The organism is Bacillus sp. AFS031507, from assembly GCF_002584635.1.
In the GTDB taxonomy this organism is placed as follows: domain Bacteria; phylum Bacillota; class Bacilli; order Bacillales; family Cytobacillaceae; genus Neobacillus.
Map to the genome: position 1 here is coordinate 190,794 of NZ_NUOW01000025.1, position 23,688 is coordinate 214,481.

Annotated in this window: 21 protein-coding genes, 1 pseudogene and 1 riboswitch; of the genes and pseudogenes, 18 read left to right on the plus strand and 4 right to left on the minus strand. The window is 37.3% G+C overall.

Translation table 11 applies throughout. The annotated features are described in order from the left end of the window. Positions 1 to 67 precede the first annotated feature (67 nt). The 5 genes and pseudogenes from COE25_RS30975 (at position 68) to COE25_RS22290 (ending at position 4,819) form a co-directional block, all read left to right on the plus strand. The gene (locus tag COE25_RS30975; protein WP_180247569.1) at positions 68 to 1,054 is read left to right on the plus strand and encodes a zinc ribbon domain-containing protein; all 987 of its coding nucleotides are present in this window, start codon (positions 68 to 70) and stop codon (positions 1,052 to 1,054) included. 244 nt (positions 1,055 to 1,298) lie between these two features. Continuing rightward, positions 1,299 to 1,631, plus strand: a pseudogene (locus COE25_RS22275) (enolase C-terminal domain-like protein); the annotation flags it as partial. Positions 1,632 to 1,786: 155 nt separating this feature from the next. Further along, positions 1,787 to 2,914, plus strand: coding sequence for a glycerate kinase family protein (locus tag COE25_RS22280; RefSeq protein ID WP_098934176.1), 1,128 nt, complete (start codon positions 1,787 to 1,789; stop codon positions 2,912 to 2,914). A 123-nt stretch (positions 2,915 to 3,037) separates the two neighbouring features. Next, on the plus strand, positions 3,038 to 3,724 hold the full coding sequence (locus COE25_RS22285; RefSeq protein WP_088087903.1) for a FadR/GntR family transcriptional regulator: 687 nt from the start codon (positions 3,038 to 3,040) through the stop codon (positions 3,722 to 3,724). Positions 3,725 to 3,835: 111 nt separating this feature from the next. Beyond that, complete coding sequence (locus COE25_RS22290) at positions 3,836 to 4,819, plus strand: proline dehydrogenase family protein (protein WP_098934177.1); 984 nt, start codon at positions 3,836 to 3,838, stop codon at positions 4,817 to 4,819. 228 nt (positions 4,820 to 5,047) lie between these two features. Here the strand turns inward: COE25_RS22290 and COE25_RS22295 are convergent, their stop codons facing one another. Beyond that, the gene (locus COE25_RS22295) at positions 5,048 to 5,473 is read right to left on the minus strand and encodes a hypothetical protein (protein ID WP_088087901.1); all 426 of its coding nucleotides are present in this window, start codon (positions 5,471 to 5,473) and stop codon (positions 5,048 to 5,050) included. 414 nt (positions 5,474 to 5,887) lie between these two features. Here COE25_RS22295 and COE25_RS22300 point away from each other — a divergent pair, with 414 nt between their 5' ends. Then, complete coding sequence (locus COE25_RS22300) at positions 5,888 to 7,039, plus strand: SH3 domain-containing protein (RefSeq protein ID WP_098934178.1); 1,152 nt, start codon at positions 5,888 to 5,890, stop codon at positions 7,037 to 7,039. 99 nt (positions 7,040 to 7,138) lie between these two features. Further along, positions 7,139 to 7,480: an SH3 domain-containing protein gene (locus COE25_RS22305; protein WP_088087899.1), complete on the plus strand. Its 342-nt coding sequence runs from the start codon at positions 7,139 to 7,141 to the stop codon at positions 7,478 to 7,480. Between the two features lie 33 nt (positions 7,481 to 7,513). Here COE25_RS22305 and COE25_RS22310 read toward each other — a convergent pair whose 3' ends face one another. Continuing rightward, complete coding sequence (locus tag COE25_RS22310; protein ID WP_257208924.1) at positions 7,514 to 8,053, minus strand: methylated-DNA--[protein]-cysteine S-methyltransferase; 540 nt, start codon at positions 8,051 to 8,053, stop codon at positions 7,514 to 7,516. A gap of 431 nt (positions 8,054 to 8,484) precedes the next feature. Here COE25_RS22310 and COE25_RS22315 point away from each other — a divergent pair, with 431 nt between their 5' ends. The 3 genes from COE25_RS22315 (at position 8,485) to COE25_RS22325 (ending at position 12,356) form a co-directional block, all read left to right on the plus strand. Beyond that, positions 8,485 to 9,309 (plus strand): formate/nitrite transporter family protein, encoded by an 825-nt coding sequence (locus tag COE25_RS22315; RefSeq protein ID WP_098934180.1) that lies wholly within the window; start codon positions 8,485 to 8,487, stop codon positions 9,307 to 9,309. Between the two features lie 188 nt (positions 9,310 to 9,497). Further along, a complete protein-coding gene (locus COE25_RS22320) occupies positions 9,498 to 10,496 on the plus strand; it encodes a VanW family protein (protein ID WP_098934301.1) in 999 nt (332 codons plus the stop codon). Between the two features lie 102 nt (positions 10,497 to 10,598). Next, the gene (locus COE25_RS22325) at positions 10,599 to 12,356 is read left to right on the plus strand and encodes a bifunctional metallophosphatase/5'-nucleotidase (protein ID WP_257208925.1); all 1,758 of its coding nucleotides are present in this window, start codon (positions 10,599 to 10,601) and stop codon (positions 12,354 to 12,356) included. A gap of 66 nt (positions 12,357 to 12,422) precedes the next feature. On the opposite strand, the gene COE25_RS22330 is transcribed toward COE25_RS22325, so the two are convergent. Beyond that, the gene (locus COE25_RS22330; protein WP_098934181.1) at positions 12,423 to 14,105 is read right to left on the minus strand and encodes a hypothetical protein; all 1,683 of its coding nucleotides are present in this window, start codon (positions 14,103 to 14,105) and stop codon (positions 12,423 to 12,425) included. 166 nt (positions 14,106 to 14,271) lie between these two features. Continuing rightward, a riboswitch (cobalamin riboswitch) is annotated at positions 14,272 to 14,473 on the plus strand. Positions 14,474 to 14,609: 136 nt separating this feature from the next. Here COE25_RS22330 and COE25_RS22335 point away from each other — a divergent pair. The 7 genes from COE25_RS22335 (at position 14,610) to COE25_RS22365 (ending at position 21,079) form a co-directional block, all read left to right on the plus strand. Continuing rightward, on the plus strand, positions 14,610 to 16,901 hold the full coding sequence (locus COE25_RS22335) for a ribonucleoside-diphosphate reductase subunit alpha (protein ID WP_098934182.1): 2,292 nt from the start codon (positions 14,610 to 14,612) through the stop codon (positions 16,899 to 16,901). A 34-nt stretch (positions 16,902 to 16,935) separates the two neighbouring features. Then, positions 16,936 to 17,982, plus strand: coding sequence for a ribonucleotide-diphosphate reductase subunit beta (locus COE25_RS22340; RefSeq protein ID WP_098934183.1), 1,047 nt, complete (start codon positions 16,936 to 16,938; stop codon positions 17,980 to 17,982). Continuing rightward, a complete protein-coding gene (locus COE25_RS22345) occupies positions 17,979 to 18,431 on the plus strand; it encodes a flavodoxin domain-containing protein (RefSeq protein WP_098934184.1) in 453 nt (150 codons plus the stop codon). The genes COE25_RS22340 and COE25_RS22345 overlap by 4 nt, the downstream gene beginning before the upstream one ends. A gap of 233 nt (positions 18,432 to 18,664) precedes the next feature. Then, positions 18,665 to 19,144, plus strand: a complete 480-nt coding sequence (locus COE25_RS22350; RefSeq protein WP_098934185.1) for a PaaI family thioesterase — start codon at positions 18,665 to 18,667, stop codon at positions 19,142 to 19,144. 252 nt (positions 19,145 to 19,396) lie between these two features. Beyond that, on the plus strand, positions 19,397 to 19,777 hold the full coding sequence (locus tag COE25_RS22355) for a CidA/LrgA family protein (RefSeq protein WP_098934186.1): 381 nt from the start codon (positions 19,397 to 19,399) through the stop codon (positions 19,775 to 19,777). After that, positions 19,758 to 20,450, plus strand: a complete 693-nt coding sequence (locus tag COE25_RS22360) for an LrgB family protein (protein WP_098934187.1) — start codon at positions 19,758 to 19,760, stop codon at positions 20,448 to 20,450. The genes COE25_RS22355 and COE25_RS22360 overlap by 20 nt, the downstream gene beginning before the upstream one ends. Positions 20,451 to 20,593: 143 nt before the next feature. Then, on the plus strand, positions 20,594 to 21,079 hold the full coding sequence (locus tag COE25_RS22365) for a hypothetical protein (RefSeq protein ID WP_098934188.1): 486 nt from the start codon (positions 20,594 to 20,596) through the stop codon (positions 21,077 to 21,079). On the opposite strand, the gene COE25_RS22370 is transcribed toward COE25_RS22365, so the two are convergent. After that, complete coding sequence (locus COE25_RS22370) at positions 21,021 to 21,941, minus strand: TetR/AcrR family transcriptional regulator (protein ID WP_098934303.1); 921 nt, start codon at positions 21,939 to 21,941, stop codon at positions 21,021 to 21,023. The genes COE25_RS22365 and COE25_RS22370 overlap by 59 nt on opposite strands. Before the next feature lie 183 nt (positions 21,942 to 22,124). Between COE25_RS22370 and COE25_RS22375 the strand changes: the two genes are divergently transcribed. Continuing rightward, positions 22,125 to 23,663 (plus strand): DHA2 family efflux MFS transporter permease subunit, encoded by a 1,539-nt coding sequence (locus COE25_RS22375; protein ID WP_098934189.1) that lies wholly within the window; start codon positions 22,125 to 22,127, stop codon positions 23,661 to 23,663. Positions 23,664 to 23,688 lie beyond the last annotated feature (25 nt).

A 23,688-nucleotide genomic window follows, 5' to 3' on the forward strand; every position in this document is an offset into this window, starting at 1 on the left:
AAAAGATTATAATGATTTCCATTTTTAGTTAAATAATATCATTCGACAATAAAGGAGTGAAGTGACTTTGTCAGGACCAAGTTTAAGAAAACCAGATGCACATTCGTCGATCCACGAAGCAGCACTTAATGAGGCAGTAGAGTTAAGAGATTTATTCCAGAAATGTCTGGAAGATGGTGAAAAGGAAAAAGCATTTCAGGTGATAGAAGTAGCAATTGAACATTGGGAATCACGAACTTTGAAACATGCAGAGGCGGAGGAGGAAGGACTTTATAAGGATATTGTCGATGAGAATCCAGATATGATATCCACTGTAATTCAATTAACCCGTGATCATGATCTTATGCGTAGACTGGACCCGAATCATAAGAATTTCTTTGTTGGAGTGGATGATCAAGGGAACTCCATTGAGTTCAAAAAACTTCAAATGATCAAATATTGGGACAAAAAGATTGATGAAATAAAATCTCTCCGAGATGTTTGTGAAAAGAAATATCGTAACAGAAAAACTAAACATGGAAATTCCTATACGGTACACAGCCCTCGTTGGAACCGATTAAACCATGCGTTAAATAAGGCGTATCATAAACGTCGAGAACAAATAAAGACGGCATTGTATACGACAGCGCATGAATTATATCGAAGATTCGACCTAGTTATTGTGGGTGATTATACACCTACAAATGGAACGGCTCCTTTTGATCAAATGAAAAGAAGCATGTTAAACCAAGAAAAAATGGGTGAGTTCCGTACAATTGTAGAATGGGTAGCGGCAAAACTAGGAAAGTACTATCTTCTAGCGAACGAACGAAATACCACAAAAGACTGTTGCGTTTGTGGCCACCAAGAGAAAAAAGACCCGTCTATTCGTCGTTTCGATTGTATGATTTGTGGAACAGAAATGATGAGAGACAGTAATGCCAGTGTGAATATTGGAAAGAAAGTGGGTTTCTCGTTAGATGTTCAAAAATACAAACACAAACTAAAAAACTTTACCCATAAGGGCAAAGTAGTTTACGGACAGTCTATTTATTGGATAGAAAACAAGATATAATGGCCACGCTCAGGCTAGTTAGGAGTGCTCACGGCACGATGGTACTAACTATACTTATGATGACATTGCTTTCCCATTCGAGAGCAGATAGTGCAATTTGCACTTGAAAAGGTGTTGTTCTGCCAACAAGGCTCACATTGATTCACAGTCTTGATTTGGAGAAAAGTTTTTTACTCAGGTGTGACAATTCTTAAATTTTATCTATTTTGGTAGAATTGATAAGAATTGAGTAGTAAATTCGAGCGGCTCCCACTCAAACAATCATTTCGATATCTCATTTGCTATGTTTACACATGTTGCCGCTGCAGATCCTGGCGAGATTACTGCAATTGATATTCACTGGATTTGGCAGGAAGGGACAGAACGGTTAACAAAGGAGCCATTCCAAATTGTTGACGGTGACATTACAGGTCCTAACAAACCAGGTCTAGGCGTTGAAGTGGATATGGATCAAATTATGAAAGCACATGAAATGTATAACAACATGGGACTAGGCTCTCGTGATGATGCAGTCAGAATGCAATTCTTAATTCCAGACTGGAGATTCGATAATAAACGCCCTTGTTTAGTCCGATAAAAAAATTAGGGTGGCTGAAAGGTCACCCTAAATTTTTTACTCTTAATACAAGGTTGGGATATAATTAAAAATCCAATAAACTCATACTTTGTCATAGAACGGTTGAGTAATTATTTATTAATTTTTTCTACTTTAAATGTAAAGGACAGATTACTATGAAGTTTGTGTTAGCGCCTGATTCATTTAAGGAAAGTATGACAGCGAAAAATGCTGCCCTTGCTATGGAGAAAGGAATCCTAAAGGTTTTCCCTGATGCGGAATGCGTAATCGTGCCAATGGCGGACGGTGGGGAAGGAACAGTTGAGTCTCTTGTTAGTATGACTAATGGAGAAATTATCAAAACTGAAGTTCTAGGACCTTTAGGAGAGAAAAGATTTGCGGAATTTGGTCTTTTGGGGGAAGGGCAAACTGCTGTTATTGAAATGGCTACAGCGAGTGGATTAGAATTAATCCAATCACAGGATCGCAATCCATTAATCACAACAACCTACGGTACCGGTCAGTTAATTAAATCTGCCCTAGACAAGGGTGTAACCCGTATCCTTATAGGAATTGGTGGAAGTGCAACCAATGACGGCGGCGTTGGAATGCTTCAAGCTCTTGGAGTTTCATTTAAGGATAAGAACGGTGAAGAACTTGTCTTTGGCGGCGGTGCGTTGGGTCAATTACATTCCATTGATTTGAGTGGATTAGATGACCGAATTAACCAAATCAAAATTGATGTAGCCTGTGATGTCACGAATCCACTAATTGGAGAAAACGGTGCATCCGCAATCTTTGGCCCGCAAAAGGGTGCAACACCTGAAATAGTCCAACTTCTTGATCAAAATTTAGCTCTATACGCTGACTTAATTAAGCAAGACCTCGGAAAGGATATCGCGTATACGGAAGGTGCAGGAGCCGCTGGTGGTCTAGGTGGAGGGTTAATGGCATTTCTAAATGCTCATTTAAAAAAGGGCGTCGAACTTGTAATCGAGTATACTGGACTTGAGGAAAGAGTTAAGGGTGCAGACTATGTTTTTACTGGCGAGGGCAGTATTGATGGCCAAACTTTATTTGGGAAGACACCGTTTGGAGTTGCTACCATCGCACAGAAATATTCTATTCCAGTCATTGCATTTGCAGGTAGAATTGGAACGGGTGTCGAGCCATTATTTGATCATGGATTCACTGCAATTATTGGAATTTTAATGGGTGTTACTTCTTTAAATGAAGCACTAGAATCAGGTGAAGCTAATCTTGCTTTCGCAGCAGAAAATATTTGCCGGGTATTAAAAATATAATATTTATCCAAAAAAAGTAGCTGTCGAGTTTTCGACAGCTATTTTTCATATAAATTGTTGCATAATATAGGTATAATATTATTAGTCTTACAAATAAAGACAAAAAATTCAAGGGGCGAAATGATGGTTGGTTCTCCGAAAAAAATAATTGTAGAATCCGTTAATCGAAATACCTTATCGAAGCAGGTTGTTGAAAGTATTATTAACTTATTAATTAGTGGACAATTGAAACCAGGTGATAAATTGCCGACTGAAATGGAACTAATGGAAGTTCTAGATGTCAGCCGGCCAGTGTTACGTGAGGCTTTAAGTTCACTCGATACACTTGGTGTAATAACACGTAAAACCCGTGAAGGAACTTTTTTTAACAATAAAATTGGCAGTCATCCATTTTCAGTCATGTTAGCTCTGGCCCATGATAATTTGCCAGCAATCATCGAGGCACGGATGGCATTAGAACTAGGATTAGTTACGATTGCGGCAGAGAAAATCAATGAGGAACAGCTTACGAAATTAAAAGAGACGATAGATATTATCGCCAACAGCAAAGACAATAACTATGTCGAAGCGGATAAGGAATTTCATCAAACCATTGCCTTAAGTGCAGATAATCCAATTGTCGAAGGTATGATCGATTCATTAATTATCACTTTTAAAAAAATCGATAGCGAAATTATATATCGTGAGCGTGAGCGAACACTCAAAGAACACATTGCTATTTACGAGGCATTGGTAAAAAGGGATCCGTTTGAAGCATTTCATCACATGTTCCTACACCTTGATTCTGTTCGAAAGAAACTATTGAAATAAAACCAATTATTAAGCGGTTTCAGGCAATTTATGTTGGAAAATTCGCAAAATAAATTTTATTGAAAGCGTATGCTATAATGATGGTAAAAACAACAGCAAGGGGTAATCGCTATGTTGAAAGACATTTTTATGGGCTTATCACAAAATCAATTTCTGAATAGTACAGCTAAAAAATACGGCTTAAAATTAGGTGCACAAACTGTCGTAGCTGGTACAAATATACCTGAAGTGATCCAAAGTATTAAGGATCTGAATGCACATGGAATTTCATGTACTGTCGATAACTTAGGTGAATTCGTTTTTAAAGAAGAAGAGGCCACTGAGGCAAAAGAACAAATACTTAACGTAATCGACGCGATCCATGAGAATAAAGTGAATGCACATATCTCCTTAAAACCGACTCAAATAGGTTTAGATATAGATTATGAATTTTGTTTAAATAATTTAAGAGAAATCGTTGATAAAGCACATCGATATGATATTTTTGTAAATGTTGATATGGAGGACTTCAAACACTTACAACCAACATTTGATTTATTGGACGAACTGTCGTTGGAGTATACTAATGTAGGTACAGTCATTCAGTCCTATTTCCACAACGCACAAGAATACCTTGAAAGATATAAAAATTTCCGGATTCGTCTTGTTAAAGGTGCCTATAAAGAGTCAGCAGAAATTGCCTATCAAGATAAGAAGGATATTGATGCAAACTTTATCAAGATTACCGAATGGCATCTATTAAATGGCAAATTCACTTCGATTGCCACACATGATCATCGAATTATTAATCATGTGAAAGAATTTGTTAAGAAGCACGATATTCCGAATGAGAAATTCGAATTTCAAATGCTTTATGGGTTTAGGAAAGATATGCAGCTGCAACTTGCCAGTGAAGGATACAATTTTTGTACCTATGTTCCTTTCGGCAATGACTGGTATGGGTATTTTATGAGAAGGCTAGCTGAAAGACCACAAAACTTAAATCTTGTCGCTAAACAAGTTTTTAATAAAAAAACGAACACAGTGATTGGTGTAGCAGCAGGGGCATTTCTATTAGGAAGAATGACTAAGGCGGATAAGAAAAAGCGTCGTTAATGACCTAAATTCCAATGATAACTAACTGCAATCCTTCAACCTCCCATTTTAAGCAGATGGGGGGTTTTTGTATGGGTTTAAATTCTGCTAAAAAAGTGCGTAAACAATGGAACCACTTATTTTTGATATGCAGTTGCCTTAGAACATCGGATTTTTTTAGGACCAAATCTCCCGGAACAAAAAAAAGGCACCTAGCCTTTGTTAGTTATTTTAGTAACAACAAAGGTATTAGGCACCAGTTTTCACTGCATTATATGAAAAATTGCTGTCATCCCATTGGAAAATACCTTCTTGAAGTTTTATGGTGGCATCAAAAGGGCAAGTAATGGCTAAATCACCATCTGCAGGTGTTTCATAAAGGATGTTATTCTTTTGGTCCATCAATTCTTTTTTTAGACGAAGCATGTCCAGTTTTGAAGCGACACGAAGGATTTTATCAAGAGTTATCTTCTTTTCACTAATGCCATGACTGTTACAAATGCTGGTCTGAAAACTCTTGTTATATTGGATCATCATATGCAAATCATTGATACAGGCTACGCCAAAAACCTCTTTTATTACGTCCTCATAGCGCAGCTGGGTGCCAGTTGCAAATTTAATAATATTCTTTTCAGGATTTTCTAAGAAATAAACCGTTTCAATAAAATTTTCCATATAAACACCCTTTCTATATTTTAAATTCTGTTTCCGAGTCATTAAGTTGATTTTCCAATGAGTCAGTTTTTAAGAAACTTATGGCTATTTGAGTCGATTAGGAGCTACTCCCCTTAGTGTTACTCACTGAAAAATCAGTAGGTTATTTCTATTATAACATATTTTGAATGTGTTTGCTGATTCAACTCGAGATATGTAGATATTTGTCGGAAAACTTATTTCTCACGAACTCAGTGTTCAATTAGCGTTTGTCGTTTTTTAATAGATTATGTTACTGATAAAACTAAGTTTTTTCATAAAATACGACAAAACACGAATGGATATCTTTCCCTTGTAAAATTATAGATTATTTTGTAATTTTTGATATAATTATAGAGTTATATTTTATCAGAAAATCACATACGAGGAGGAAAAATGAGGTTTATTGCTAAAATTACTTTTTATATCATTGTGTTAGGATTATTTTTCCCATTGATTTTTCCAGGAGAAAAGGTGCAAGCAAGTACATGTAAGGGGGTAACACCATTAACTGATCCAGTCGCATTAAGAATGGAGAAGGGGGAAATGGTCATATGGGAAAATATTCACCCAAATCTACTAAAAGCGAAAATTAATTATGAAAAACTCCTAAAAGCAAAAGGCTGGAAGATTCAATACAATTCCGCCTATCGACCATATCAATATCAAAATCACTTTTATGAAATTGTTACTGGCGTTGCGTCAACATGTAAAAGGTCTGAAAAGACCAAACATGGGTTGGGGCCTTTAGTTGCTAAGCCCACTGCCAAAGCGCCTCATACGAAGGGGATAGCATTTGATGCCATTGTTTTTGACAATAAAGGAAAGCCTTTAAATGGATTACACTATGTAAATTCTTCACTTTTAAAGCTAGCAAAGCAAGTTGGCCTTAAATTTATTAGTACTAGCAGGGATGGCGTTCATCATGAATTGATTAATGCCAGTCCGCCGAAAGTCAATGACGTGGTACCTCCAGCTGTACAAACTATATATTTAGTAAATGGTATGATAACTATCAATCCTAGTCTCGATGTGAGAAACTTCCCATATAATGATTCACCTAAAATAGGTAAGGTCATTTTAAAGGATAGAGTTGAAATTTCTGCAAAGTCTGGTGATTGGTACAAAATTAAATATGGAAAAGGTTTTGGATGGATAAAAAGTGGAAATAAAAATCTCTTTATACTTCCTTTTATGCCGATCTTATCAAATATAAAGATTACATACGATGTTAATTTATATGACCAGCCAAGTCTTTTATTGAAAAATAGCGGTGCGCTTACACCGCAAACTGCAAAGGTTATGAAGAATAGCGGGAAGGGATGGTACATGATTCATACCTCCTTAGGAGCTAAATGGGTGTATATTAATCCAAAACCATTGAAATATCTACAAGTAAAAAAACAAGAAAAATTGTATAGCAAACCATCCATATCGTCTAAGACATACGGGCAGATTACTCCACAAAAAGTAAAGGTTTTGGCTGACCGTGGAGATGGATGGTATCAAATTTCCACTAAAATAGGAGCTAAATGGATTAATTATTAATTTCACACGCTAATTTTTTCTCACCTAATTTGGTGAGTTTTTTTATTTCTATATGTAACCGTCTATATAAAAAATAGTACTGGTAAAACCCTTAGCTACTTGAAAAAGGACGTTATAACAAAAGCAGGTACAATCAACCTAGGATACAGCACTGCCTCCCTTGGAAATGGGAAATACTCTGTAGTGATGGCAGCGACAGACACAAGTAAAAACCGTTCGAGCGTGACAACTACTTTCGTTGTAAAAAAAGTTGTCAAACCAAAAATGGGAAAAGTAACTGTATCACGTCTTAATGTACGTGCAACAACATCAACCAAAAGCAAGGTAATTAGTACTTTAAAGAAAAATCAATCAGTAACCATTGTCTCAACAAAAGGTTCATGGAAAAAAATCAAATTTGGTAAAGCAACAGGTTATGTTTCAAGTAAATATATAAAATAAAAAGGGCAGAGACTTTCTCTCTGCCTTTTTGGTTTATTTAGCATGTATGATTACACCTTTCAAACTGGAGGGTTCTTTTTCCAAATCTAACAGTTTTTCCTTCATATCTAAACCGCCGCGAAAACCAGTTAACTTCCCGTTCTTACCAATCACACGATGACAAGGAACAGTAATTAATATCGGGTTTGCTCCAATTGCAGCGGCAACGGCACGTACCGATTTAGGTTTCTGCAGGAGTTCCGCGATTTCTGAGTAAGTATGTGTGCATCCATAGGGAATTTCATTTAATACGTTCCAAACAGATTGTTGAAAGGGAGTCCCGTGAAAATCGATTGGAAAGGTAAAAGACGTGCGCTTTCCTTGAAAATATTCGGTGAATTCGTCTACAAAAGGTTGTAATTTACTATCATCACGTTCCAAAAGGTGATGCGGGAGTTTTTTTTGGACCCAAGTCACCAGTTCTTCTAAGTCCTTATGATCGGAACCTACATAACAAAGTCCATCTACCGTTGCTGCGAGATACATTTTCCATGGACCATATATAAACAAACTCCAATAAATTTTCTTTTCCATTGTATAAACCTCCATTCTTTATTCCTTTCGGATCATTTGACGATACTCTGATGAAGTATGGCTGGTTATTTTTTTTAAAAGTGTAGCAAAATGGGCTGGGTTAGGGATACCGACTAACATACTGGTTTATCATCATATGAAGGAACATTATTGATAATTGACTGCCATCTTTCTTCTGTTAGACCATTCGTCTCCGTCCGTAACTCCTGTGGTGTTTTTACACTCCACCATGTCACCTCAGAATCAGTATACCTTTATTAGGAAAGGGAAGTAAGATATTTTGAATATAAAAGCAAGATTACAAAGGTAAATGTAAGCGCTCTAAAATAGTTAAAGAAATATTCACAGGATTTTAAAAGAATTTGTTATAAAATAGAAGTATGTTAAACATTTCACATACTAAATGGTTCATTTAAAAAGGAGTATATCATATGGGATATAGTAAACCCGAAACAATCATGGAAATTACCGTTGAAAATGGAGTAAAAAAATCAAAATACCATCCTTTACAGACCCTGATATTAGGTTTTGAAGCAGGTGCCTTCATTGCTTTAGGTTATTTACTTTTCATCCGTGTCACAGCAACTTTAACAGGAAATTTAGAGGGGTTAAGCAGTTTGATTGGTGCGACTGTCTTCCCAATCGGCCTTATCCTCACCTTGCTTGCAGGTGGTGAGCTATTAACAGGAAATATGATGGCTGTGTCTCTAGCTCGAATGGCGAATAAGATTAGCACTAGACAGGTTGTTTATAATTGGTTTCTTGTTACGGTCAGTAACTTTATCGGGGCCATTTTTGTAGCATACTTTTTTGGGCATCTGGTTGGACTTACCGAATCAGGCCCCTTCTTGGAAAGAACGATTAGTATTGCTGACCATAAATTAGAAGCAACCTTTCTCCAAGCCTTCGTTTCGGGGATTGGCTGTAATTGGCTGGTGGCAGCGGCAGTGTGGCTTTGTTATGGAGCAAACGATATGGTCGGAAAAATTGCAGGTATTTGGTTTCCAACGATGGCATTTGTCGCAATCGGATTCCAACACGTTGTAGCGAATATGTTTGTGATTCCTGCAGCGATATTTGCCGGCCATTTTACTTGGCTAGGATATATTGAAAATTTTATCCCTGTCTTTATAGGCAATGCGGTTGGCGGATCTGTCTTTATCGCACTCGCATATTGGCACGCCTATAAGAAAAATGAACGCACATATTCGGAACCATTAGTGGTTCAACCAATGATGAAAAGCAGCGTAAGATAATTTACAGCTTAAAAAAATTATATATCTTCACTGATTAAGCTCCTTACACCTAAGGGGCTTTTTTGCATATTAATCAATACTTATAAGTCATATTGACATGCAAACGGGAATAAAATCCAAGAATGTATGGACTTCGTTTGGAGGTCAGCATTTACTGCATGAAAATAAAGGATAAGAGGTTGGGGGAAATGACAAAGAGCTCGTGGCTAGTATCAATTTTATTAATTTGTAGCTTATTAATTATTGCCGGATGTACAGAAAAAACGAATACAGAAAAGACAGTTGAAGAAAAAGTAACTGAACCAGGACAACAAAAGCCCAATAAAACACCAGAACCACCACAGAAAGAAGAAAAACCAAAACCAATTACGGTGAGTGTCATTGATCCGAATACAAATGCTATTTTGGAAACCTTTTTACCAGTGGAAATGGGTTTTGGAACCGATAATGAAACCTACAAAAAGGAACTTGAAAAATGGGCAAAGGATTTAGCAAGAGGGACGGAAAGTACCAAAGGATATGACCAACGAATGGTTCTTGATAAGATTGGCCCCAATGGTCAAATCATTAAAGGCAAACCTAGAATTATCTTAGAGGAATCAGAGTTAGTTGAAAAGGTCATAACAGCATCGGCAACGGGTGGAGTTATTGAACTACCTTTATATGTGACCGAGAGCGGTTATAAGCCTGAGGATGTTGACCAGTTAGGGGAAGTTGTCGTGGCAAGCTTTACAACGAGATTTAATAGCGGAGTTGTAGGCCGTTCAAAGAATATTCAGCTGTCGGCCGAGGCCATTAATAATATCATTGTCGGAGCGGGAGATATTTTCTCATTTAATACCACTGTTGGTCCAAGTGATGCCGCCCATGGATATCAAAAGGCGAAGGAAATTGTAAATAAGCAACTAGTCGACGGTATCGGCGGAGGAATTTGCCAGACGTCATCAACCCTGTTCAATGCAGTGGATCAGGTAGGTGTTAGTTATATTGAAAAACATCACCATTCCTTGTCGGTTGGGTATGTACCTGCTGGCAGAGATGCAACCGTATCTTATGGTGGACCGGACTTTCAATTTCAGAACAACACTGGTGCTCCATTTATTATCAAATCCATCTATAAAAAGGGAACCTTGACCATTGAAGTAAGAACATCAGCAGCCTACCAAAGTCTGATCGCCAAACATTAATAGTGTCAGGCACCAAGCTCCTTTGGTGCCTTTTCTGTATATTCCAAACCTACAATGCGAAAAATACCTTTGGTTCTTTTAGAAAATTGTAGGAGGAATAGTATGAAATTGTTTCAAAAAGCGCTTCTTTCCTTATCGATCCTAGCACTGGTGGCGATAACGGAAAATCAAAGTGCTTCTGCTCATGCCCTAAGGGATATGGATCATCAATTTCAAACTGTTAATAGGCCTCAAGTTGTAGAGGTTAGCAGACAGAATCCTTCGAATGGAAAGAATCAAGGGTTATCTAAAGCATATCATGGACATAAATCCAACCGTCCAGAAACGGTCAATCCCAAAAAGGGAAAGCCACCGGCCGCAAATATTCGTTTCATTCAGGTCCAACTATTAGGGATTAATGACTTGCATGGCCAATTAAATGTGACTCGGAAAGTAAATGGGAAACCGGTTGGTCGAGTGGATTATTTAGCAGCCTATTTAAAACAGCGTGAGGCTGAAAATAAAAATACTCTATTGGTGCAAGATGGAGACATGGTGGGAGCCAGCCCCCCTGTGTCGGCCCTTTTACAAGATGAACCAACTATCGAGATCTTGAATAAATTGGGTTTTGATATTGGTACAGTTGGTAATCATGAATTTGATGAAGGCTTAACGGAACTGATGCGCCTCATAAAAGGGGGAACACATCCGAAAACAGGCAATTTTGCAGGTTCAAACTTCCCATGGATTGTTGCCAATGTGGTCAATGAGAAAACAGGAAAAACGATTCTGCCTCCTTATCAAGTGATCAAAGTAAATGGGATGCCCATTGGTTTTATCGGTGTGGTAACTACTGAGACTCCAAAGCTTGTTTTGCCTAGCGGTGTGGCAGGATTAAAATTCACCGATGAAGTAGAAGCAATTAATCAGAATGTAGCGGATTTGAAAAAACAAGGGGTAAAATCGATTGTCGTTTTAGCACATAACCCTGGTACATCAGGTCCAAACGGAGAAAATCCAAAAGGGCAACTTGTCGATATCGCAAACCGGGTCGACGATGAAGTGGATATCATCTTCGGCGGCCATAATCATGCCTATATGAACGCAACGATTGACAATAAACTAGTTGTTCAATCCTATTCCTATGGAACTGCTTTCTCTGATGTTGATCTTGAGATAGATCCTAAAACAAAGGATATTGTCTCAAAAAGAGCTGAGATTGTAACTACCTTTCAAGAAGGAATCGAGCCCGATCCGGAAATAAAGAAAATGATAGAAGGCTATGAATCAAAAATAGAACCGATTGTTAATCGAGTTGTTGGCTCTTCATCTGAAAGTCTGACGGCAAAGCAAAATGAAAATGGTGAGTCAGTGCTTGGCGATTTCATTGCGGATGCACAAAGGAAAGCGTTGAATACCGAATTAGCCTTTATGAATCCTGGCGGTATTCGAGCCGATATTGACCCTGGCGATATCACTTGGGGAGAAATTTACACAGTTCAGCCCTTTAATAATGATCTTGTCAAAATGTCGATGACGGGACAGCAAATCCGTGAATTGCTCAACCAGCAGTGGGGGGCAACAAAAACGAACATGCTGCAGATTTCTGGCTTAAGCTATACTTGGGATCCAAATAAACCAGCAGGGCAAAGGGTAGTGAGCACCAAGCTTCCAGATGGCACGGAAATGGATCCTAATAAATCCTATTCTGTGACAGCGAATATTTTTCTTTCTGGAGGCGGAGATGGATTTACTGTATTTACTCAAGCTAAAAACAAAGAAGTCGGACCCGTTGACCTTGATGCATTAGTTAACTTCAGTAAAGCCCAGCCAAAACCGTTCACTTATGGCATTCAAAATAGAATACAAAGGGTTCAGTGACAAACTTGGTGTTTTAAAAAATGGGTGTCAGGCACTAATTAGTGCCTGACACCCATTTTTGTTTCCCTATTGTAATGCATCTATTACTAACTCTTTTGCCGGCAGGAAGTCTCCGCCAGTGTCCAAGTAGCGAACGGTTACTTTATCTCCTTCTTTTAAGTAGATAGCTAGCGGGACTCTTTCCGAAGAGATGATAAAGTTTTGGCGATTGTCTAATAAAAAAGAAACAATGGTGAAATCTTCTCTTTGTTCTTTATAGACTCTCACCACTGTTCCGCTGATTTGCTTTTCATCCGCTTTAGAACTGCCGTCTACAGTGCCCTTGCCTCTTTGTAGGGCTGTTTTATATTGTTTTAGGGCCTCATTTGGAGTATTGGCGTACACAGAAATTTCTGGATTAGCTGCAGAGACGATAAAGTAATTTTGCAGAAAACCGTTCGAATCCAATACAGACGTTAACCAGCTTGCTTCTCCGTAAAAATTGTAAAGAATCGGCATTTGCCCATGCCATTTCTTTTCAATAAATTTCTTCTCAATGATCTGTAAGGCACCCTGTGAATCCATATAAGATTGCTCTGGATTTCCGGTATAGTAAGTTGCTTTTCCCGTCCTTGAGTTAGTTAACGAGTAACCAAGCATAGAATCTACGCCTTCTTTAGGACTTGTGAAATCAGTAAAATAATACATCTTTCCATTTTCATCAAAGATCGGACTTACATTTGACTCAGTTCCTTCATCAGATGGGAGTTTCACGTCAGATTTTCCGAATTTACTATTCCAAAATCCATGGACGAGGTTCCCATAATAGCTGTTTTGCAGACTAACTGCCTCAGGTGAGACCGCGCCATCAATAAATTCGGGGACATTTGAAATATGATAATCTTTCATTGCGCCACTCTTAGAATCAACTACGACTAGCCCTTTGGCCGTAAATCCATTTCGGGCTGAAATAAATTCACCATAAGTACGGATGTAAAAAGGTTTTCCTTCTTCGTTAATTTCTAATTGAACATCTCCGTAGAAAATCTTCTTGGGATATTGCATGCGAATATGCCGCTCGATTTGTCTATTAAAATAAGAGGAAGGGGTATAAACCATTTCGGCCTTAATAAATTTTGGATTAGCGCTAGAATCCGTTGCACTTAATGAAAAGTAACCAGGAGTTCTTTCACCTTTCCACCATTTAAAAAATCCAGAAAATTCAACGGGAGCAATATATACATAATCACCGTTCAGTTTTTGAATCTGAAGATTTCCAAGCTCAAAGTAGCTTGTGTTCGGTACTTGCCCAAAAGCCTTTTTCATTTTGTTACGTGCAAACTGCGGTGGAACGCTAGCTGGTGTTTCCTTCTCATCAAAGGTCTGAATCTCTACCTTTGCATCCATCTTTGCTACTTGATATTTTTCATCGGCATTAAAAATGAAGGCGGTTAAGAAATAAATTCCTAGACCTAGACTTGCTAGAAAGAGAAGTCCTTTAATCTTTCTTTCTGTGCCTTTGGCAAGAACTGCTCCGCCTACAGTTAGGAAGATTGCTAACGGCCATAAAGAAGTGAAGTTTCTATCAAAATTACTAAAATAAAAGAATGAAAACACTGGAAGCATAAGAAAAACCATAACAGCAATGAAGACGCCGATTTTTTGTTTTTTATCAACTTTTTTATTTGCCTCTTCATGTTTAAAAATGGGTATTAAAACAAGTGCTGAAGCTATTCCAATGATCATCGTAAATAGAAAAATGTTCCCCATAAAATTGCCCCTTTTCACCTTGGACTTTCTTAATATACGGAAACTAAACCAGATAGGTTTCATTTTTATTTAATAATAGACTTGAATTATTTTGGTGACTATACTATTATTTAAATTAATTGATTCACTATATATTGTTTCAATAAATAATAATCAAACTATATATTGTGTTAGCCTTAAGAGACGATGCCATTGTGGCTTAATAGGGAATCTGGTGTAAATCCAGAACTGCCCCCGCAACTGTAAATGCTGACGAAATGAGCAAACCACTGTATAAGAAATGTCTAATATATTAGGCAATTATATGGGAAGGGTTCAAAGTAGGATGAAGCATGAGTCAGGAGACCTGTCTTTCTTAAGTTGTTTCAACTTCTTCGGGGATTGAGAAGATGAACGGTGGCGACAGGAGGCATTGGATACTTTTATTTTAGTCCTTTTGTAGTGTTATCGTTTCATCCGCTCAATTCCCCTTGAGCGGATTTTTTTATTATAGGGGGAAATGAAATGGTAACAAAGGAGCTTCAAGTTGATTTCAATTATGTTTTAGAATCTATTAATCAAGTTACAGAAAAATATCAGATGGATACAACTGAGCTTAAAAACCGTATAAGCGAACTGGAAGTAACAGAGGTGGAAGCAAACCAACAAGCTTTAGTCTATGCAATAAATCAAGTTGCAATGGACCAACCGAATTGGACATTTGTCGCTGCCCGTTTATATCTGAATGAATTATATGGAAAATCTGCAAAAAGTCGATGCTATAATCGTTCTTTAAAATATGGAGACTTTTATAGATTAATAAAAGAATTGACTGATAAAGGTATATATTCTAATGATCTCCTAAGTTTATATAGTAAAGATGAAATCGATCAACTAGCAAAAGAGATAAATCCAGATAAAGATTTATTATTTAATTACATAGGGTTATTTTTACTAGCGGATCGTTATCTTGCTCAAGATCATAATAGAAACGTATATGAACTCCCGCAGGAGCGGTTCATGGTTATTGCCATGACGATTATGAAGGATGAAAAGGAGTCCATCCGCTTACAGCTTGTAAAGGAAGCATATTGGGCACTAAGTAATTTATTTATGACAGTTGCTACCCCTACTTTAGCGAATGCGGGCAAAAGCTTTGGGCAGCTTTCCTCCTGCTTTATTGATACAGTAGACGATTCCCTTGATAGCATTTATTTAAATAATTGGGATATTGCTCGGCTAAGTAAGGATGGCGGAGGTATTGGGATCTATTATGGTAAAATTCGTGCCCTAGGTTCCGATATTAAGAAATTTAAAGGAAACTCCTCTGGAATTGTACCATGGATTAAATTGCTAAATAATACAGCTGTCAGTGTCGATCAGTTAGGTCAACGGCAAGGTGCCATTGCTGTTTATCTAGATTTGTTTCATAAAGATATCATGAACGGATTTCTCGATTTGAAAACCAATAATGGAGATGAACGTCGTAAAGCCCATGACATTTTCACGGGTGTCACCATACCAGACCTATTTATGAAAAAATTAGAAGAGAAAGATGAGGATGGAAGAAGTATCGGGCAGTGGCATACATTTTGTCCCCATCAAGTAAAACAATTTATGGGCTGGAAGGATGAAAAAGGGAACCTTCTCGGACTTGAGGATTTTTATGATGAAACGGATGTTAAATACTTTACCGAGAAATATGAAGAGGCCGCAGGTAACCAGCTTCTTCCTCGTAAAACCTACCGTGCAATGGATATTATGACACGAATAATGGTTGCTCAATTAGAAACAGGAACACCATACATGTTCTATCGTGATGAAGTAAACAGGCAAAATCCAAATAAGCATGTATTAGGCAAGGGCCGTACAACTATTTTCTGCAGTAACCTATGTACAGAAATTGCTCAAAATATGTCAGCTACGACCATAGTTAACGAATACCAAAATGAAGATGGCAATCTCGTGATTGTTCGTAAACCAGGTGATTTCGTTGTTTGTAATTTATCTTCTATTAATTTGGCAAAAGCAGTTCCTGCAGATGTTTTAGAGCGTTTAATTAGGATCCAAGTAAGAATGCTCGATAACGTGATTGATTTAAATACAATCTCAGTTGGACAGGCTCAACTAACAAATACAAAGTACAGAGCCGTGGGTCTTGGTACATTTGGCTGGCACCACCTTTTAGCACTTAAAGGTATATATTGGGAATCTGAAAAGGCTGTTACGTATGCGGATCGCTTGTATGAAGATATCGCCTTTTATACCATTCGTTCTTCAATGGAACTAGCCAAGGAGAAAGGGTCTTATAGTCTATTTAAAGATTCAGAATGGCATACTGGGAGCTATTTTGATCGGAAAAATTACCAAACGAAAAGATGGATTGAACTAAAAAGGGATGTCGTAAATCATGGTATTCGAAATGGTTGGTTAATGGCTATCGCTCCCAACTCATCAACAGCCAAAATAGGAGGTTCCACTGATGGAATAGATCCGATCTATTCTGTTGAATATGCAGAGGAAAAGAAGAATTTTAAATTTAAAGTTACCGCACCTGATTTAAACCATATAACGTACGACTTTTATCGCCGGTCCAGACATGAATTAGATCAAGTGTGGAGTATTAAACAGAATGCGGCACGAGGGCGTCACATTGATCAAGGCATTAGCTTTAATTTATATGTTAGGCACGATATAAAAGCAAAGGACTTGCTCAACCTGCATATGGAAGCTTGGAAGCAAGGATTAAAGACAACGTACTATGTAAGAAGCACATCTCAAACGGAAATTGACGAATGTGAGGCTTGCCATAGCTAACATCTTTTAAGAATAGATTGGAGAAGATTATTTTATGGATATTCATTTACCGCTATCAAGAATAAAACTGTTAAACCCTGAGTTTCCCAATAAATCAACCGGTATTATCAACGGAAAATCATCAGGCTTGCTCAACTGGAATGATATTGCTTATCCTCAGATATACGATTTATATCAAACTTTATTGTCAAACTTTTGGAAAGCTCAAGAGATTAATATGCAAGATGATATAAAGCAATGGGACTTTCTAAGTTCAACGGAGAAAGATGTCTTTTTACGAATAAATACACAACTTGCTTGTTTAGATAGCCTGCAGACCCCTACCATGTGTCAAGTGATGGATTATGTGTCGGATTCTAGCTTTAAAGCAATATTTGCTGTCATCGCTCAGCAGGAAGCAGTTCATAATGAATCCTATTCCTATATATTAAGTTCTCTTGTCCCCTTAAATGAACAAAAGGATTGGTTCAATCAAGCCAAAAATGATCCAATCGTTCAAAAAAGAAACCAACTGATATTAGATGCATATGAATGTTTCCGTGAGAATCCTACACCACAAAATTTATTTCAACTAGGTGTGAATTCTATTAATCTAGAGGGTATTTATTTTTATGCTGGCTTTGCTTTTTTCTATCATCTTGCCCGCCAGCAAAAAATGCTTAAGACTAGTACAATGATTAGCTATATACAACGGGATGAAATGCAGCATGCGTATTTCATGGCACAGTTTCTACGAATACTTTTAACAGAAAATCCGGATTTACATACAGAGGCTAACATTGATTATGTATATAAAGTGGTTGGACAAGCTGTCCGACTTGAAAAAGAGTGGGCACATATGATTTTGAAGGATATAGATGGTATTGAATTGAACGAGTACGAAAGATACACCGAATATCTTGCTAATAAGCGGCTTCGACAGCTAGGTTTACAGAACTTATATAAAGAAAGGGTAAACCCTATGCCTTGGATCCATGTTTTCAGTGATGAAATGATGAATGGAACAAAATCCGATTTTTTTGAACAGAAGTCAAGAAGCTATGCAAAGGTAACACAATCAAACGGTTTCGATGAATTATGAAAATTGCCATCGTATATTCTTCCAAAACAGGAAATACTGAAGAATTAGCTCAACTAATTTTCCATTTATTTTTAAAGAAGAATGTAATGGTTTCTCTCTTTCGGATCGAGCAATTTCGAGTTAGGGATTTATCCCAATTTGAGGCTGTAGTGATCGGAACCTATACTTGGGGAAATGGCGAAATTCCTCAAGAAATGATGGAGCTATATCGTGCATTCGAAACTCAGGACGTAAAAAAGGTACTGACAGGTGTAATCGGCACAGGGGATAGTGGTTACCCGAAGTTTTGCGGAGCTGTTGATGAATTTAAGGATATGCTTTACGTACACACAAATTTAATTGCCACCCTAAAAATCGAGGTTAACCTCCAAATGAAGGATATTGATCGGTGTAGTAGATTCGTGACTATCTTTTTGGATCAATTAAGCCGGAAGCAGGGTATAGGGTAATTGCAGAGGAAGTTTGGAATTAGTAGTCTAATTGTTTTTATTTGCTCCATATAGAGTCTATTTGTTATTACTACCGAAATATTCAGAAGAAAACCCTTGCATCACAAGGGTTTTCCTTTTCTGACTTATGTGAAATGTTTGGATTTTCTAATATTTTGTCTATTGATTGACCAGGGAATTTTAACAATGTTATCATGTCTATGAAAGCGTTTTCGGTGAAGGGGGAGAAATTAATGGAAGATAAAGTTTTAAAAGCAATTCAGGATGTTTATCCGGATGATTTCGCCTGGTGTTATGGCTGTGGTCGATTGAACGAAGGGGGACATCATTTTCGAACTGGCTGGCAGGGTGAACAAACAGTAACTATATTCACACCAGAAGCAGAGCATCTAGCACTTCCAGGTTTTGTTTATGGCGGCATTGTTGCCTCTTTAATAGATTGTCATGGAACAGGGTCTGCTGCATTGGCGCTTCATCGAAAAAATGGACATGAAGCTGGTGATGGAGAGGAGCCCCCAAGATTCGTAACGGCTTCCTTAAATGTGAACTTTCTCAAGCCCACTCCACATGGTATACCATTAAAAGCAATCGGAACTGTCCATGAAATACACCCTAAAAAGTTTAAGGTTGAGACAGAAGTTTATGCGAATGATATTCTCTGTGCTCGTGGAGAGGTCGTCGCTGTTGTCATGCCTAAATCCTTTCTTAAATAGGTATTAAATATTCAGTTTTAGCCGCTCCTACTATTGGGAATCGGCTTTTTTGCTTTATGAAGGTAACTCGAAATAAACGTAAGTTATTCTACCATGTATTAAATCAAATTTAATAAATCTATGTTAGATACCATTCCACATTTACAGAAAAACTCAAAAAGGTATGCGATACTGACTTTAGAGAAATAAATTGTGACCCCATTTGTTAAAAAATAATGGGGCATTAATCTTAATGCAGGGGGTTGGAGCCGAATGGTTCGTACTATTGCTCAGTTTCTCACAATCTTAGTTATATATTTGATTGGAACAAGACTCGTTACTTGGCTTGATCTTCCTGTCCCTGGAAGTATTATTGGTATGGCGCTCTTATTCATTGCATTAATGTCAGGTGCTTGTAAGCTCAAATGGGTCGAAGCAGCCGCCCAGCTGCATATCAAACATATAACTCTTCTATTTATTCCATTTATCGTAGGTGTTTGGCATTTTGCAGGGATTTTTAGAGTAGAAGGAATAAAATTAGCAATCATCCTAGCAGCAAGCAGCCTGGTTGTTCTTCTTGTTACAGCTTTTATTGCTGAGTATTTAGAAACTAACAGAAAAAGGAGTAAACAAAATGGGAACAATGATTTCTAATATATTGTTATGTACCAGCATTACTGTTATGAGTTATGTAGCAGGAAATAAGGTGTTTAAAACTTATAACAAGGCATGGTTAAATCCGTTATATACAGTAACTGTGTTCATCATTGGTTTATTGACGCTTTCTCATATTAAAGTGGCCCAATATTCTTCTGGAACAGGAATATTTTCACTTTTATTAGGAACTGCCACTGTGTCACTCGCTGTTCCCTTATATAGACATGTAAGAATTATTAGAAAAAATTTCGTAATTATTTTCTGGGCGGTTATGCCAGGCACAATAACTGGGGTAATTTCAATTGTCTTGTTGACGAAGTATTTGCACATGAATAAGGAAATTATGTTGTCGCTTATTCCAAAATCGGTCACTGCTCCAATTGCCTTATCAGTATCCCAGTCATTAGGGGGGATACCGTCACTAACGATTTTGTTTGTTTGTATTTCAGCGGTTTTTTCTTTAATGGTTGGGCCATTTCTTTTAAATTTTACTCGGATTAGAAGCAGAATTGCTAAGGGATTAGCTTTAGGAACCTCAGCCCAGGCAATTGGTGCCAACCGTGCATTTGAATGGGGAGAAATAGAAGGGGTCATGGGGAGCATAGCGATGATTACCTCCGCATTGATCATGTCTATTTTGATACCCCTATTATTGCTGCTTTCCCTTTAATAAACTACTCTTAATACTAATTTATAAATTCATTACCGATCTCTTAAAACAATTTTAATGAAAATGAAATATTTCTAACTGAAACCAAAAATACCCATCCGTCGTCAAATTTAATAGAAGCAGATAAATAAGGAGGCGAACGGGTGGAGGGGATTAGAAAAATGGCCGTTACCCTAGTGATTGTTTTGGTCATAGGATTTGGTCTAGTTGTCAGCAGATTTGGTTCTGCGCTTTTTCAGGAGGGAAATCCAATACCATTAATTGTTTCTGCAATGAAGCTTCACTTATGCGATTCAGAATTTGAGCTGTTCTCAAAAACAGATAAACGAAGCAGGTACTTATCCGAAAGTAATCAAGATAGCAGCTATAATGTTGTAAAAAAATATATGAAATCAAAAGGATGGAAGTTTCAAGAACAAATGGGTTTAGGGTTAATATTTACAAAAAATGGTGAAGATGCAATCGTGGTGGTAAAACAATATTCAAGGAATTACTTTATTTGGGAAATTCAGCAACGCTTTTCAAATAATAAAAGCCTTACCTACACAAAACAAACCCCTAATCCTTGGATTAGGGGTTTGTTTCTTCCGACTCTGTCACACTATAAAAAGACTCGATCAATTCATTAAGCTGCCCTAGTTCTTTTTTCCAAAGTGATTCGGGGTTTTGCTTTAATGATAATAGGGCACTTTGAATAAGAAACTTTCTTGGTGATTTTGTATGGATGATTTCTTCTTGAATAAAATCCAGAAGTTCATTGTATTTGCTTTGTTCTTCTACATCTTGAATGCTTTTCGTTATCGATGCCCTTAACGTTACCGCTATTTTCATCAACTGGGTGATAATCTCGAGATTGTTTTTTTGGCAGCCAGGGACCCATTTTTCTAAAGTATTTGGTTCTATTAATTGATCCCCTGATTCAGAAACCTCATCAACTATTTTAACCAATCGCGCCACGCTGTAGCGGACAACACTGCTTATTTTTTCTCCAGATTCATGGGCCATTCTATTGTATTGGACATTATATTGTAATATACCTTGAAACATAATCGCACAATCTAATAGGAATGGTTTTTTCTCTTCGCCGAAGATGTCGATAAACCGATTGTAATACCAACGAAGTGAATTTAAACGAAGTCGTTGGATAAATTGTTTGAGGTCGGCATCATTAGAGGACAATACTTCCTCGTAAAGGGCAATTAATTTATTTTTCCTATTAGAAATCATTTGCATTTCCACTTGCTTAATGAAAATTTCTATACTGGAAGGGTTTTGACCAATTAATAAATCGTTTCGATCCTTTTCGAGCCTCTTAAAAATTGTTTTATAAATCGCGATTAATAATTCGCTTTTCGATGAAAAATAATTATAAAACGTTCCTTTAGAAATCCCGCTATAGTCTAAAATATCTTGAATAGATGTCGCTTGGAATCCTTTTTCGATGAATAATTGATGAGCCATATTTACTACATGCTGCTTTCGGTCATTCATAAAATCACCTTTATTTCCATTTGTACTATTAGTATAAAAATATAGTACATTATTTAAAGCATTATTACAAACCCATAATTTTGCAGGTTTTTTTAATTGCAAAAATTGAACTCTGCGTATATTATTATGTAAGTGTGAAACAGGTGTATAAAAAAATGAACATATATTATAGGGGGAAAATGAATGAAACAAAAGATAAAAAAGCCTGCTGGCCCACCGTATGGCGTTCTTGCCGTACTGATTGTCGGAGCTTTTATTGCATTCTTAAATAACACATTATTAAATATCGCACTGCCTTCGATCATGACTGACTTAAAAATTGACCCATCAACTGGTCAGTGGTTGATAACCGGTTTTATGTTAGTAAATGGAATTCTGATTCCATTATCAGCATTTTTAATTCAAAAATTTTCGGTCCGGCAATTATTCCTAGCAGCCATGCTTTTATTTACTTTTGGAACTGTTTTAGCTGGCTTTGCTCATGCCTTTCCACTTTTATTATCTGGTCGGATGATTCAGGCTTCTGGGTCAGCGATTATGATGCCTTTGTTAATGAATGTAATGTTAACAAGTTTTCCTGTTGAAAAACGTGGATTAGCAATGGGGGTTTTCGGGTTAGTATTAATGTTTGCTCCGGCAATTGGACCGACTTTATCGGGTTGGATTATTGAACACTATGATTGGAGAATGCTCTTCCATTTTGTCACACCAATCGCGATTCTCGTCGTATTGCTTGGCTTTTTCTTACTTAAAGATAAAAAAGGTAAGGTTGATATTCGTCTTGATTTCTTATCTGTGGTGTTATCAAGCGTAGGTTTCGGCGGAATACTTTATGGATTCAGTTCCGCTGGAAAAGAAGGATGGGATAGTCCGCAAGTTTATGGGACGCTTGCAGTTGGGCTCATTTCATTGGTAACATTTATTTTGCGTCAATTAAGACAAGAACGGCCACTTCTTAACTTCCGGATTTATAAATATCCAATGTTTGCATTATCTTCTTCTATATCCATGGTAGTTACAATGGCGATGTTTTCCGGGATGCTTCTTCTACCAATTTATGTCCAAAATATTCGCGGGATTTCCCCGATAGATGCGGGTTTAATGTTGTTGCCAGGGGCAATTCTAATGGCCATTATGATGCCGATTACAGGTAAACTTTTTGATAAGTTCGGTGGTCGTGCTTTAGCTATTATTGGTTTAGCTATAACAGTGATAACAAGTTATTTATTTAGTAAATTAACACTGGAAACCACCTATACTCATTTAATTATTTTATACACGATCCGTATGTTTGGTTTTTCGATGGTAAATATGCCAATTACGACCAATGGCTTAAACCAGTTGCCGGCACGGTTTTATCCTCATGGCACGGCGATGAATAATACGATGTCGCAGGTATCTGGTGCCATTGGTACAGCCTTGTTGGTTACGGTTATGACAACTCGTGCCAAAACACATGCAACTGAAATCGTTGAGGCTGCAAAGAAGGTTGTACCTAACCCTTCAATAAAGATTACAGAAGCCATGAAACTAAAAATGCAACATCAAATTGAGATGCAAGCTCTTTTGGAAGGAATTAATGATGCTTTCTTTGTAAGTGTATTTATCGCTGGCCTCGCTTTAGTTCTTGCCTTATTTATTAAACGGGCAAAACAAGCAGAAGATCCAGGTGAGGTAAAACCGTCCGCTCATAAGGTAAAAACGAAATTAGCGGAAAATTAAATAGCAATTAGTGGGGTGGCTTTTA

Bases quoted from the DNA above. Each gene is read 5' to 3' on its own strand.
- COE25_RS22280 (WP_098934176.1), top strand. From the start codon at position 1,787: ATGAAGTTTGTGTTAGCGCCTGATTCATTTAAGGAAAGTATGACAGCG.
- COE25_RS22285 (WP_088087903.1), top strand. From the start codon at position 3,038: ATGGTTGGTTCTCCGAAAAAAATAATTGTAGAATCCGTTAATCGAAAT.
- COE25_RS22290 (WP_098934177.1), top strand. From the start codon at position 3,836: ATGTTGAAAGACATTTTTATGGGCTTATCACAAAATCAATTTCTGAAT.
- COE25_RS22295 (WP_088087901.1), bottom strand. From the start codon at position 5,473: ATGGAAAATTTTATTGAAACGGTTTATTTCTTAGAAAATCCTGAAAAG.
- COE25_RS22300 (WP_098934178.1), top strand. From the start codon at position 5,888: ATGAGGTTTATTGCTAAAATTACTTTTTATATCATTGTGTTAGGATTA.
- COE25_RS22310 (WP_257208924.1), bottom strand. From the start codon at position 8,053: ATGGAAAAGAAAATTTATTGGAGTTTGTTTATATATGGTCCATGGAAA.
- COE25_RS22315 (WP_098934180.1), top strand. From the start codon at position 8,485: ATGGGATATAGTAAACCCGAAACAATCATGGAAATTACCGTTGAAAAT.
- COE25_RS22320 (WP_098934301.1), top strand. From the start codon at position 9,498: ATGACAAAGAGCTCGTGGCTAGTATCAATTTTATTAATTTGTAGCTTA.
- COE25_RS22325 (WP_257208925.1), top strand. From the start codon at position 10,599: ATGAAATTGTTTCAAAAAGCGCTTCTTTCCTTATCGATCCTAGCACTG.
- COE25_RS22330 (WP_098934181.1), bottom strand. From the start codon at position 14,105: ATGGGGAACATTTTTCTATTTACGATGATCATTGGAATAGCTTCAGCA.
- COE25_RS22335 (WP_098934182.1), top strand. From the start codon at position 14,610: ATGGTAACAAAGGAGCTTCAAGTTGATTTCAATTATGTTTTAGAATCT.
- COE25_RS22340 (WP_098934183.1), top strand. From the start codon at position 16,936: ATGGATATTCATTTACCGCTATCAAGAATAAAACTGTTAAACCCTGAG.
- COE25_RS22345 (WP_098934184.1), top strand. From the start codon at position 17,979: ATGAAAATTGCCATCGTATATTCTTCCAAAACAGGAAATACTGAAGAA.
- COE25_RS22350 (WP_098934185.1), top strand. From the start codon at position 18,665: ATGGAAGATAAAGTTTTAAAAGCAATTCAGGATGTTTATCCGGATGAT.
- COE25_RS22355 (WP_098934186.1), top strand. From the start codon at position 19,397: ATGGTTCGTACTATTGCTCAGTTTCTCACAATCTTAGTTATATATTTG.
- COE25_RS22360 (WP_098934187.1), top strand. From the start codon at position 19,758: ATGGGAACAATGATTTCTAATATATTGTTATGTACCAGCATTACTGTT.
- COE25_RS22370 (WP_098934303.1), bottom strand. From the start codon at position 21,941: ATGAATGACCGAAAGCAGCATGTAGTAAATATGGCTCATCAATTATTC.
- COE25_RS22375 (WP_098934189.1), top strand. From the start codon at position 22,125: ATGAAACAAAAGATAAAAAAGCCTGCTGGCCCACCGTATGGCGTTCTT.